Consider the following 12,094-nt stretch of genomic DNA (forward strand, 5'->3'; position numbering starts at 1 on the left):
CGACTACATCGAGCGGTTCTACAACACAAGGCGCCAGCACTCAACGCTGGGATACGTCAGCCCCATGCAGTTCGAGGCGGCGGTTTGTTAGGTTAAACAACCTGTCCGGAGAGGCGGGGCAAGCCCAGATACCCGGTTAACTCCTTGAACGCGTCGTTAACATATAGCACCCGGCGCAGGCTTCGTTCAGCCTCAAAAATAACGATACTTTCAAGCTGTTGATCCGCGTATTGACGAAATGCAAAGTGAACGTCAATCGGCTTGCGTTGTGCCATGTATCCAATCTCACTGGGCCAAGTAGAACATCAGCCTATACTTCACATGGGTGGTTAATCGTGATTTATGGAAGCCAAGGCGCGCCGAGCACGCCGTTCCATGAACTGAGGCAGGGACATTCGTGGGTAGATGTGTGTAAGCGTGTAAAGGTCGTTCATATCCTCGTTGGACAACTCATTGGCGCCCAAGCTGTCGAACGCGCGCACCCCCCAATTTAGCCAACGGCGGGTCTCGGAAGAATTTTCAAAGTAGCAGCCGGCGAACATAAGAGCTTTGGCAACATCAGTCCGCCCCCCTCGCTGCCAGTGCGCCCTGCGGAACTGATGCAGATAGCGCACCTGCACTATCAAGCTCCGCAGAAGAAACTCGCCAGTCAGTCCTCCGTGACGAAGATCCCACTTGATCCAGTGAACGATCCGCGCAGACAGGCAAGACGGTGACCATGCCGGGCCACGCCCGGGCAGGTTTGCCATGGCCCAGCTCCTGACGATAGCTTGATGCCACGGCAAGCGTTCGTCCGCCCCGGCCGCGGTGAGGTCCTCGAAGCGATGCAGCATGGTGAGCCATGCTTCCCCCCAAGGTATGTGGCGCCATCCTCTGCTATCTGGAAGCGTGTGCTCGACACCGTCGAACACGAATGTCCATGGACCTTTCATGGTGCTGGCCGAGGTACCTGCGGGCCAGCGACTTGCGGGCTGACGCAGCGGCAATGTAGCGCCATAAGCTGAATCAGCGAGGTAGCGCCTATAGCGATTCATGCCATAGACATGGCTCCAGCAGAACGTGCGGAGAGCGCTTTGCATCTCCGAAAAGACACTGCTGATTCCGCTGGCCGGCATGTCAACCGGAAGCATAGGTTCGAACGTGTGGGTTTTCTCCCACTGGCCTCGGCGCTCGCGGGCGTCGAATGGAACCCGTCGCTCCCCTATCGCTTCAGGGTGATCGTGCAGGCTGGACACGATACTTCTTCTATCTTGAACAGCACTCATGTTCTGTACTCACTCGAAAAGCTATACGAAATAGCGCATTTCAGATATGGAGCTCGCCTTGGCCAATCTTGCAATACATGACGTCCTGCGAGGGATCGTCAACGGCTCTGGAAAACACGGCTCCACCAACAAAACCATGCAGTAGTCGGCCGGCAGGCCCAGGTCGATTTCTGCGATTTCCAACAGGTCAAGATCGGGCAACGTACTGCTCAGAAACAAGGTGGATGGCTTCCACGCGCCAAGTGCGTGCACAAGAGCGCGATGAGTGCCAACCGCTCGAACATGACAGCCGTGCTGGCTCAAGAAGCTGCATGCGTCCGCGCAGAAACGTTTGTCTGCGTCGGCAAGCAGCACACGCTGGCGGCACGACGGAGTTGCAAGTCGCGAGGCCTCCAATGCAGACCTCGGATGACGCATTTGCCTGTCTTCATCTTTCCGGCCCCCCTTCCTGACCGGCAAGTTCGGTCGATGGCGGCGAATAGCTGTGCTTTCGGAGAGGACTGCTGTATCCATCAGTGCGTCTTCACCCTGTTACCGAACAACATCATCTTGTTCCCAAGAAGTAAGCTTCGTTTGGTTGCCTCATGCCAGAATTGTTGATTGCAATTCATGCGAGACCTTGGTCGGCGTGGCTTGCTCAGAAGCAGTAGTTCACGTTTGCTCGGAAGCCGTTGCGGTGCAGCCCATCAAGAGGTCAGGCGCCATCCCATGCTCGGAACGACGCACTTTGGCGCGTCCGATGAAATCCCCCTGCAGCCAGACGTCCATGCGACGCCGTACCGCGTCGATATCGGCTTCGCTTTCGATGCCTTCGATGACAATGTCGTCGGCAAGGCGGGAACACAGCTGGACGAGGTTGGTCAGGACGCTGCGCGCGGCGCCATCGCTGCGGCCGCGGCCCAGGTAGCCGTTGTCGATCTTGATGATGGCGGGCTTGGCTCGCACGCTGAAATCCAGCGTGTTGAATCTCGAGCCGAAATTGTCCAAGGCGATGCGGCAACCGAGTTGCTGCAACTTACTCACGAACTCCAGGGGTTCATCCGTCCCAGGAAATGACGCGTTCTCGGTCAATTCGATGACGAGCCGCGAGGCCACGAAAGGGTCGGCCTCCAAGTCCTCGAGCACCTGTCTCCACCAGGAATCGACGACGACGCTTTGCGCCGAAATGTTGCAACCGAGGCAAAGAGCTGGTCGCAACCTGAGGAGGGCCAGCACCGCCTGCACCACGCATCGGTCGAACAGACGGATCAGGCCCACGCGCTCAAGTGACTTGAGCGCGGCCTCCAGGGACACCGGCTCGCCGTCTTCGTCAAGAGCGCGCACGAGCCCTTCCTGGTAGAGCTGCTGGCTGAAGTCGACCCGCGCAACAATGGGCTGAAAGGCTAACGTCAATCGTCCAGCATTCAAGAGCTGGAATACGCGCAAAGCCTCCGACATATCTTTCGCATACTCAAGCCGCCAAGCCTCGGTACATTGGTCCGGAGCGAATCCCGGCTGAGTGGCCGTGCCTGGGCCGATGCCGGAATCCGTCAGCTTCGTGTCCACCCCGTCGATCAAACGAGCCTCTACGAGCGCGAAAGCCGTTTGCCCCCCATGTTCGACGGGCGTGCTGCAAAGAGAGATCAGGACGTACTCGAGCAGGCGCTCTCTTGAAACGCTCTCGCTGGTCAGGATGGGATAGGGAGACAGTAGAAAGCGGTCATCCCCGAGTCGCAACGCCGCGTCGCTGGTGATGCCGGCTGCAAGCGCTCGCCCCTGCAGCTCCCGCTCGACGGCAGCGGCAAATGCGTTCCCATAGACTGCGGCGAGATGGGCATGATTTCTGAGCGTGACGAGAAGTTGCGGCGCCTGCCGCCGGGCCGCATGGCCGGGGCCGCCAATGTGCTCAATGACTGGCCGGCATTTCATGTGGGCCGCCCAGCGCTGCGACATGCTGGCATGGCCGAGCCGGAAGCCCGAATTACAGCCGGGAGGCTGCCGAAGAGCCTCCCGGCTGTCCACCCCTCTGCAAAAGGGGTCCTTTTTGTCACTATCGCAAGCTAGCAGATATCGTGAAGCAGCTTTACCGTTTCAATGGGCTATTTTGTTACAAAACGCGCTCCGACAAAAGGGACCCCTTTTGTCAATTTTCGTAACATGCGCATCATCGGGCCGGGTCCTCCCACGTCTCTGCGCGTGCCGAGGTCAAGCATGAAGATCGGATACGCCCGTGTATCGACCCAGGATCAAAACCTGGCTCTCCAATTAAGAGCTCTCGAAAGCACTGGTTGCGAACGAATCTATACAGATCAAGGCTATTCAGGTTCAACGACTGCCCGGCCGGGACTCAAGCAAGCGATGCAGGCCCTCCAATGCGGCGATACATTCGTGGTCTGGAGGCTGGATCGCCTAGGTCGGTCCCTGGTGAGCCTCGTTGATATGGTCAGCCGTCTTAAGGAAGGCGGCGTAGAGTTCGTTTCCCTCTCCGAACACATCGACACGGCCTCTTCCGCGGGGAGGCTCGTGTTTCACATGATGGCCGCCTTGGCAGAATTTGAGCGCTCGCTTATCAGTGAGCGGACGCGAGCCGGGATGGCCGCAGCCCGATACCAAGGCAGGCATATGGGCCGGCCCCTGGCGCTGACCGAAGAACAACTGAAGGAAGCCCGAGTGGAACTGCAGCGAGAGCCTATCGCCGAGGTGGCTCAGCGGTACGGAATTCATCCGCGCACTCTGCAGCGTCTGGCAGCGCGAACGGATGCGCTGCTTGCACAGAAAACCCACGTCGAATCTGTTGCAGATTCGATTCAAAAGGATACAATTGCAACAGAAAAACCCCCTTGTTAATGCAACAGAAAATTTCTTTTTTTGCTAAAGCGTTCTATTGAGACTTTTCGGAGTGACGTCCGTTCGCCTTCACAGCCGGATCAAGAGACCTTGTCCGGTAGGACTTCTGCGATGCGAGTCGCTGCTGTAGCTCTTTTCCGTGAAAGCTGGTAGAGCAGTGCTCGACCGGATTCATGTTTGAACGCGTGGCATGAAGACCAGCCATGAAAATCGGTTATGCCAGAGTATCGACAGAGGACCAAAACCTTGCTTTACAAGTTGCTGCGCTTGAAAAAGCCTGCTGCGACGCCATCTATACAGATCGAACGTCTGGGGCTTATCTTCGGCGCCCCGGGTTGGACGCTGTGCTTAAGAAGCTGCACAGGGGGGCGACACTCGTAGTATGGCGTCTCGATCGGCTCGGGAGGTCGCTGCGCGCGCTGGTAGATTTGATCCATCAGCTTGGAAAGCGTGGAGTGAATCGCCCCGGGAATCGAGGAGGCTGTTTGGTTAAAGTACAGCGTTCATCGGCACAGCTTCAGAGTAGTTACGGTGATAGAGTTCTTCAGCCTGTGCAGGGGGAATATACCCGATGGACCCGAGCAGGCGCTGATGGTTATACCAAGCGACCCATTCCAGTGTTGCCAACTCCACGGCGGCCCTGGTTTTCCAGGGAGCTCGGCGATGGATCAGTTCGGCCTTGTACAACCCGTTGATGGTCTCAGCCAGGGCGTTGTCGTAGCTATCGCCTCGGCTACCGACAGACGGCTCGATGGCTGCCTTGCCCAGGCGTTCGGTATAGCGGATGGACACGTATTGCGATCCTCGGTCAGAATGGTGGATCAGGGAGTCAGCGGGACGTCGGTCATACAGGGCCTGCTCCAGGGCATCCAACACGAAGTCTGTGCTCATGGTATTGCTCACGCGCCAACCGACGATACGGCGGGCGAATACGTCAATGACGAAGGCCACGTACAACCAACCCTGCCAGGTCGACACGTAGGTGAAATCCGATACCCATAACTGATTGGGCCTGTCAGCATGGAAGTGACGATTGACCCTATCCAACGGGCACGCCTGCGAACTGTCAGCAATGGTGGTACGCACCCGCTTACCCCGGCGCACGCCCTGCAGACCCAGGCGACGCATCAGGCGTTCAACTGTGCAGCGGGCTGCGGCAATGCCTTCCCGTTGCAGTTGATGCCAGACTTTGCGTGCGCCGTAGACCTGCATATTGGCTTGCCAGACACGCCGAATCTCTGCCATCAAACCCTCGTCGCGTCGGCTGCGAGCACTGCGCAGTTCTGGACGCAGTTGACGGGCGGCATGACGCCGATACGCCGATGGGGCAACCTGCAACACCTTGCAGATCGGCTCGACCCCGTAGACGTCTCGGTGCCGGTCGATATAGGCGCTTACTTCTTCAGTTCGCGGTCGAGCGCCGCCTGGGCGAAAAAAGCACTGGCCGACTTCAGAATCTCGTTGGCCCGGCGCAGTTCTTTGTTCTCTCGTTCCAGCGCCTTCATGCGTTCGCGTTCGCTGGTGGTCATGCCGTCACGCATGCCGCTGTCGATCTCGCTGCGCTTGACCCAGTCCAGCAGCGTAGCCGGCACGCAACCGATCTTCGGCGCAATGGACTCGACTGCTGCCCACAACGATGGATACTCGCCACGATGCTCCTGCACCAGGCGCACGGCGCGTTCACGGACTTCAGGGGAAAACTTGTTCTGCTTGCTCATAGGGGCTCCATTTTCTCAAAGACTGGAGCCTCCGCAAAACCCGAGGCGATTCAGAGTGCATTTTGTCTCGCTTACCGAGAACATCTCCACGGAAACTTCGGGCGGCATGCTGCTTTTTCACATGATGGCCGCTCTGGCGGAGTTCGAGCGCTCATTGATCAGTGAGCGCACCAAGGCTGGCATGGCGGCTGCCCGTGCGCTTGGTCGTCCTTTAGGGCGATGCAGAGCGATGTCGCCCGAACAAAGAGTCGAAGCCCTGCGTGCACTGGCAGAAAATAGACCGCTCAAGGAAGTCGCGGCATATTATAAAGTGCACCCTAGGACGCTACGTCGTGTTGTGGCGCTGGAATCAGAAACTCTGTCCCTCGGCTTGTAGCACACTGTGCGGCCCGGCACCCCCGAACGAGCGGCACAGCTTGACGATCAAGGCCGTGTGATGCCGCCGGTCTCCAGGGGTGACAGGTCGTACTGGCGTTTGCTGCGGCGGCCATCCGGTCCGCTGGCCGCCACCGGAACGGTCTGGCCGAGCTGCACGCCGGATCAGTTCACGACCAGCCGGTCGTCGACCTGAGCAATGCCGGGTGCCGACCATGCCGCGTTTTCGACAGCGCTTCGTTCAAGCCAGCTGCGCACTTTACCCTCCAGCGTGACCTTGTTGTCGTTGACTTTTACCGTAATGCCATTCGCTTCGATCTGTGCGTTGCGCTTGAGAGCATCCTCGATGCGACGCCGCACAACCAGTGGAGCGGTGACCAGCGTGTTGGCCGCGCCGTTGCCAGCCATGTAGCTGGCCGCTCCTTGCACCAGGACCATGGCGGCAGCGACGTATTCCAGCCGTTCCCCGAACCAGCCGCGGATGAGGTCCATGACGGCTTTGGTGCAGCCGCAGCGGGCCAGGACCATGGCGGTTGCCGCGAACAGCATGACCGAGTAGATGGTCATGATCTGGCCCATGCCATCCAGGAAAAGTTTGCTGATGGCGGCCGCGGGAAGCTTGCCGATCAGCACTGCCGCGATACCCCCGATCAGGCCGGCCAGCAGGAAGTGGAAACGAAAGGGCGGAAGGAGCAGGACCAGGATCAGGACCAGCGGAAGAATGGCAAGTAACTGGGGCATTGTCATGCTGAGTCTCCCTTGGTGGCTGATATGGATTGCAGGTCGACACTCGGCGTCGACCATGCAGCCCAATTATGGGAATCCCCACAGAGATTTTCTTGACATAGATTAAGAATCGTCGCGTCGTTCACTTCTTAAATAGAGCCATCTCGTTTCGAGTGGAGGCTTCCTGTGTCGGATCTGGTCTATCGCCGCGACGATGCGCCGAGGTCGGCGCGGGGACTGGCTCGTCTACGGTTCCCAATGGCTGGTGACAATGTTCTATGCCGTGGTGTGGGGCTATGTGATCGTGGGAGCCGGCCTGGGACTGCGCGGCGTCGCTTTGACGCAGTACCTGTCGGCGATCGTGTTCACCATAGGGCTTGCCACATTGCTGCAGAGCTGGCTGGGGCACCGGTTTGCGATGGTCTCCGGCCCCAACGTGATTCCTTCGTTGGCCATCGTGGCGGCGTATGGGGCAGGCGGGGCGGACTATGCGCTGCACGCCTTCACGGCTCAGGCGATGGCCGGACTAGCCATCGCCGTACTGGTGCTTTGCGGCGTCGTGCGGTATGTCCAGCGCTTGTGGAGCCCGCTGGTTCTCGGATCGATGATCATGATGGTGGGCATTTCTGTGGCAGGTCTGGGCATTGCTTCCATGGCGCGCGGTGGCATCGGCGTGGATTTCATGGTGGCAATGGTGCTGGCCCTCGGTGGAAGCGTACTGGCGATACATGGCCGGGGTGTGCTGGCGACCTTGCCGCCGTTGCTGATCATCGGGCTGGGCTACCTGGCCTTCCTCGCCATGGGGCGGTTCGATGTGGCCTTGGTCGCTCAAGCGCCGTGGCTGACCACTCCGCGAGTACTACCCTATGGCTTGTCGATGCCGCCATGGGATCTCGTGTTGCTGATGCTTGTCGTCAACCTGATGGCGGCGCTCAATTTCTATGGCAACTTGCATGGCTATGCAGATGTGGTCGGCGAGACTGTATCGCCGGTTGTCGAACGGCGATCCTTCTTGATTTTCGCGTTGGCGGAGACCGTATTGCCGGGCTTGCTTGGCGCGCCGGCGACGGTGTCCTATGGCGAGAACCTCGGCATCGTTCAACTGACCAGGGTGGCAGCTCGTGCTTTCATCATCGCAGCCGCCGCTGTATTCGTCGGGCTGGCCTTCATCGGTCCGTTCGGCGCCCTGATGGCAGCCATGCCGGATGAAATCGCGGGCGCCGTGCTGCTGGGTATCGCTTCCACGGTCCTGGGAATCGGTGCGCACACGCTCGGTGCAGCTCCGGTCTTTGAGCGGCGCGAACAGACCCTCGTGGGTTTTTCGATGTTTCTGAGCCTGGGGCTGTACCTGTTGCCGGCGCAGGCCTGGGCGAACATGCCGGTCCTGGTCAAGGCGATCTTCGGCAACCCCGTCATTTCCGTTATCTTGTTTGTCATGTTGTTCGAGCACGTTATCTTTCGTGCCCGGCCGACGTCCTAGGAGAGCTGCAATGGAAGACGATGTGATTCACAAGGGTACGCCGTCGCAGGCCGGCGTGCATCGTACCTACGAGGAGTCGCTGCTACGCCGACGGGGGGAGATACTTGAACGAGTCCGCCAAGGCTATGAGCATTGGAAACAGACGGGTTTCTATGGCGTTCCACAATGGCTCTATGGTCCACCCAAAGGAAAGCTTTTCCAGGTCGCTTGCGAAGATGTCCCTGGCTTCGGCGATACGTCCTACCTTGAGTTCGACGCGGGTCGCACGGCGCTCGTGTCGATCGACTGGCAAGTCGACTTCTGCGGAGAGCATGGATATGTCGACGTGATGGGGTACTCCCTGGACAACACCGCGAACCCGTTGAAATACGCGGCGCGCGCGTTGCGGGACGCACGGCTGGCCGGTTTGCTGGTGCTGCATTGCCGGGAAGGCCATGTGCCGGATCTGAGCGACTGTCCGTACAACAAGATCCTGCGGAGCAAGATCATCGGCAAGAACGCGGTTGGGATAGGCGAGACTCCGGCCGGAGGGCTAGGGCCGCTACTGGTCCGAGGGTCCTTGAGCTGGGGCATCGTGAAGGAAGTCGAGCCGGTGTCGGGCGAATTGATCGTGGACAAGGCTGGCAAAGGCGCGGCACTGGTAAGTGATTTTTTCCTGACCCTGCAGAATGCGGGCATTACGCATCTCATCCTGTGTGGTATCACGACCGACGTATGCGTCCATACCATCATGCGCCAGGCCAATGACCTCGGCTATTGGTGCATGTTGTTGAAGGACGCCACAGGGGCGACCGACATGGGTAACCACGAGGCCGCGATCAAAATGGTAAAAATGCAGGGTGGGGTGTTCGGCTGGGTGTCTGATAGCGTCCGGCTCCATGCGGGCTTGTCGGCAGCAGGTCTGATCGAGTAGCCTGCGGTGCGTGTCGCCGGACTGCTGTCGCCATTGCCCGGTATTGGAATCAACCAAACCGATAGCGCCCCTGATCATCACGCACAATCGCGCGCCGGGAGGTAATATCTTCCAGCCCCCGGACAAGCTCGCGCCCATCCCGAGTCCCAACCGCCGTCATAAGCTCCGCGAAAAACTTGGGCCCGCTCTCCAGCGCAGCCTCCAGGGAAGCATGGCTCGAAGCCCCGAACCTTGGGGGATGCGGAACCTCATGCTCGATAGGGCGCCTGGCCCCAGGCGCCAGCCATGGCAGCGTCATGTCGAATCCGGTCTTGTCGGTCGTTCGCGAGCCCTCCAGCGAAGGATCCAATGGAACGGTCCTCAAGCCGCTTTGGACGACCAGGTCCCTGCTTGCCTGAAAACGCGTCGCCAGCGCCCACTCCATCTGGGCGTCGGAATAGATGTCGATGTCCGGGTCGACGACGAACACATTCTTGACGTTGCCCAGGCAGCCGAATGCGGCGGCGATGGCATTGCGGGCTTCGCCCGGGACGCGTTGCTGCAACGCGATGCGGACGTTGAACGATCCTCCCGCGGCGGGGGGCGCGTAGACCGCCCGCACTTCGCGCACGGCGGACTCGAGCGCTTTCCAGACGAGGACCTCTGTTCGCAGGGAGCAAAGCTGCGCCGTATCCGTGCAGTGCATGCTCGGTCCGCCGATGGAGGAGGTTTGAAAGATGGCGTCCCGGCGATGGGTGATCGCGGTCAAGTGGAAGAGCGGATTGCGTTTTACCGCTCCGTAGTAGCCGAGAAATTCGCCGAAAGGACCTTCGGGTTCCACATGGCCGCGCTCGTCGAAATAGCCTTCGAGGATGAACTGGGCATCGGCGGGCACCATCAGATCGTTGGTCACGCACTTGACGACGCCCAAAGGCTGGGCGCGCAAGGCCGCGATAAGCGCCAGTTCGTCGCCGGGAAAGCGAAGCGTGGCGGCGAGTTGATCGATGGGGTGGCTGCCGATGGCGAACGCCACCGGCGTGCGCTCGCCGCGTTCCGCGCGCGCCATGTAGATGGCGCGCAAATCGGAAGGCGCGACCAGATCCACGCCCGCCGACCGGCGGCCGCGCAGCATGAGGCGGCGCATGCCCACGTTCGTATGCCCGGCGAAGGGATCGTGGACGAAGTCGACCGACGCCGATATGTAGGGCGCGCCGTCGAATTCGTGCTGCAGGTGCACCGGCAGGGCGGTCAAGTCGCATTCGTCGCCGGTCAGCACGACCTCCTGGACCGGCGCATGCGCGCGCGGCACTTCCACCAGTTCGCCCGGCTTGCGCAGCCGCGCGAGCACCTCGGACAGCACCTTGTCCGCCGTGGTCCCGAAGGCGGCGGCCAGGCGGGCCCGGCTGCCCGCGACGTTGCCGCACAAGGCGAAGCGGCTCCCTTCGATGTTTTCGAACCATGCCGCGCGCGGATTGCTCTCCAGGCGGGCGGCGATATCGGCAAGCGCGACGGGCGCGGCATGTCGTTCCAGGTCGTCGGCGGGCAGGGACGCAAGAAAGGTACGCAGGCCGAATCGTTGTAGATCGGGACGGCTTTCTGATCGGGGAAGGGGCGCGTTCATGTTTCTCCTCCTTGTTGCGACGAAGTATTTGTAAAGATTGTTTATATAAAATATTCTTATATTAGTCTCGGCAACAGAGAAACGCCACGACCATCCGCAGATGGCGGTGTAAACCACGACGCGCATGAAGCGCCCGCTTTGCCCCTAGGAGGAGACGACATGAAGACACGCTTAGGAACAAGAGCCGGGACCTGGCTGGCCCTGGCAGCAGCGGTGCTGGCACCGGTTGCCGCGCCCGCCCAGGACCAGGCCGGCCGGTACCCGGACCGCATGATCAAGCTCATCGTGCCCTATACGCCCGGCGGCCTGGTGGACACGTTCAGCCGTGCCCTGGCCGAAGACATGGCCAGCCGGCTGGGGCAACCCGTGGTCGTGGAGAACCGCCCCGGCGCCAACCAGGCCATCGGGGCCAATGCCGCCGCCCGTGCCGCGCCCGACGGCTACACCCTGTTCGTCAGCTCGCAAACCGGCATGATCCTGAACCCGCTGACGACCAAGGGGCTGCTCGTCGATCCGGCGAAGGATTTCACGCCTATTGCCACGATGTTCTCCACGCCGTTCTATCTCGTGGTCAACAGTTCCGTTCCGGTGAAATCCGTCCAGGAACTGGTCGCGCTGGCGAAATCCAAACCCGGCAAACTCACCTACGGCTCGTTGGGCCGCGGCGGCACCCACCATCTGGCGGGCGAAATGTTCACGCGCCGTACCGGTACGAATATCCTGCACGTGCCGTACAAGGGCAGCGCCCCGGCCATGAACGATTTGCTGGGCGGCCAGATCGACATGATGTTCGAGGGCGGAACCTCGACGCTTCCCTATGTCCAGTCCGGGCGGCTGCGGGCCCTGGCCTCCACCGGCCAGACGCGCAGCGAAGCCATGCCCGATCTGCCGGCGCTGAACGAAATCATTCCCGGGTTCTCGATGACGGTATGGATCGGCCTGGTCGCGCCGAGCGGCATTCCCCAGCCGATCGCGGACAAGCTGAACGCCGCCGTGCAGGCCATGCTGAAACTGCCTTCCACACACGAGAAATTCGCGCCTGTCGGCATAGAAATGATGCCCGGCTCGCAAGCGGATTTTGCCAGGTTGATCCAATCCGATCTTCCGACCTGGACCAAGATCGTCCAGGACGCGGGGATAGAACCGCAGTAGGACTCTTCCTGACCCGCCATCCGGCCGCCGCATCGGGCC

General features: G+C 60.3%; 12 protein-coding genes, 1 pseudogene and 1 other annotated feature. Of the genes and pseudogenes, 7 read left to right on the forward strand and 6 right to left on the reverse strand.

The window, feature by feature from the left end; all coding sequences use genetic code 11:
• The coding region (locus tag CDO46_RS27845) for an IS3 family transposase (RefSeq protein ID WP_140416819.1) at nucleotides 1-91 on the forward strand (91 nt) is incomplete at its 5' end.
• A gap of 1 nt (nucleotide 92) precedes the next feature.
• Here CDO46_RS27845 and CDO46_RS01575 read toward each other — a convergent pair.
• The 3 genes from CDO46_RS01575 to CDO46_RS01585 all read right to left on the reverse strand — a co-directional run bounded on the left by CDO46_RS01575 (nucleotide 93) and on the right by CDO46_RS01585 (nucleotide 3,197).
• Nucleotides 93-275 (reverse strand): PAS domain-containing protein, encoded by a 183-nt coding sequence (locus tag CDO46_RS01575; RefSeq protein WP_087836824.1) that lies wholly within the window; start codon nucleotides 273-275, stop codon nucleotides 93-95.
• A 54-nt stretch (nucleotides 276-329) separates the two neighbouring features.
• Nucleotides 330-1,235 carry a hypothetical protein gene (locus CDO46_RS27850; protein ID WP_140416820.1) on the reverse strand — a complete coding sequence of 302 codons (906 nt, stop codon included), beginning with the start codon at nucleotides 1,233-1,235 and terminating at the stop codon, nucleotides 330-332.
• A 681-nt stretch (nucleotides 1,236-1,916) separates the two neighbouring features.
• Nucleotides 1,917-3,197, reverse strand: coding sequence for an EAL domain-containing protein (locus CDO46_RS01585; protein WP_087836826.1), 1,281 nt, complete (start codon nucleotides 3,195-3,197; stop codon nucleotides 1,917-1,919).
• Nucleotides 3,198-3,455: 258 nt separating this feature from the next.
• On the opposite strand from CDO46_RS01585, the gene CDO46_RS01590 reads away from it, so the two are divergent.
• Together CDO46_RS01590 and CDO46_RS01595 are read left to right on the forward strand one after the other, a co-directional pair.
• Complete coding sequence (locus CDO46_RS01590) at nucleotides 3,456-4,091, forward strand: recombinase family protein (RefSeq protein ID WP_087836827.1); 636 nt, start codon at nucleotides 3,456-3,458, stop codon at nucleotides 4,089-4,091.
• 203 nt (nucleotides 4,092-4,294) lie between these two features.
• Nucleotides 4,295-4,552: pseudogene (locus CDO46_RS01595) on the forward strand (recombinase family protein); the annotation flags it as partial.
• A 28-nt stretch (nucleotides 4,553-4,580) separates the two neighbouring features.
• On the opposite strand, the gene CDO46_RS01600 reads toward CDO46_RS01595, so the two are convergent.
• Nucleotides 4,581-5,809 (reverse strand): IS3 family transposase gene (locus tag CDO46_RS01600; protein WP_087836873.1). Its coding sequence is split into 2 segments (ribosomal slippage): nucleotides 4,581-5,530 and nucleotides 5,530-5,809, totalling 1,230 coding nucleotides; the frame shifts between segments, so codons are not numbered across the junction.
• Nucleotides 5,415-5,531, reverse strand: a sequence feature (AL1L pseudoknot). It overlaps the preceding gene by 117 nt.
• A 55-nt stretch (nucleotides 5,810-5,864) precedes the next feature.
• On the opposite strand from CDO46_RS01600, the gene CDO46_RS01605 reads away from it, so the two are divergent.
• Entirely contained in the window at nucleotides 5,865-6,185 is a 321-nt protein-coding gene (locus CDO46_RS01605; protein WP_132980707.1) for a recombinase family protein, read from the forward strand.
• A 164-nt stretch (nucleotides 6,186-6,349) separates the two neighbouring features.
• Here the strand turns inward: CDO46_RS01605 and CDO46_RS01610 are convergent, their stop codons facing one another.
• A complete protein-coding gene (locus CDO46_RS01610) occupies nucleotides 6,350-6,931 on the reverse strand; it encodes a BON domain-containing protein (protein WP_207958701.1) in 582 nt (193 codons plus the stop codon).
• Between the two features lie 193 nt (nucleotides 6,932-7,124).
• Between CDO46_RS01610 and CDO46_RS01615 the strand changes: the two genes are divergently transcribed.
• The gene (locus CDO46_RS01615) at nucleotides 7,125-8,390 is read left to right on the forward strand and encodes a solute carrier family 23 protein (protein WP_087836830.1); all 1,266 of its coding nucleotides are present in this window, start codon (nucleotides 7,125-7,127) and stop codon (nucleotides 8,388-8,390) included.
• A 10-nt stretch (nucleotides 8,391-8,400) separates the two neighbouring features.
• Entirely contained in the window at nucleotides 8,401-9,303 is a 903-nt protein-coding gene (locus CDO46_RS01620; protein WP_087836831.1) for a cysteine hydrolase family protein, read from the forward strand.
• A 49-nt stretch (nucleotides 9,304-9,352) separates the two neighbouring features.
• On the opposite strand, the gene CDO46_RS01625 is transcribed toward CDO46_RS01620, so the two are convergent.
• Entirely contained in the window at nucleotides 9,353-10,903 is a 1,551-nt protein-coding gene (locus tag CDO46_RS01625) for a UbiD family decarboxylase (RefSeq protein WP_087836832.1), read from the reverse strand.
• Nucleotides 10,904-11,062: 159 nt separating this feature from the next.
• On the opposite strand from CDO46_RS01625, the gene CDO46_RS01630 reads away from it, so the two are divergent.
• Nucleotides 11,063-12,055, forward strand: coding sequence for a tripartite tricarboxylate transporter substrate binding protein (locus CDO46_RS01630; protein WP_087836833.1), 993 nt, complete (start codon nucleotides 11,063-11,065; stop codon nucleotides 12,053-12,055).
• The last annotated feature ends 39 nt before the right edge of the window (nucleotides 12,056-12,094 follow it).

The organism is Pigmentiphaga sp. NML030171 (assembly GCF_002188635.1).
GTDB classification, from domain to species: domain Bacteria; phylum Pseudomonadota; class Gammaproteobacteria; order Burkholderiales; family Burkholderiaceae_B; genus Pigmentiphaga; species Pigmentiphaga daeguensis.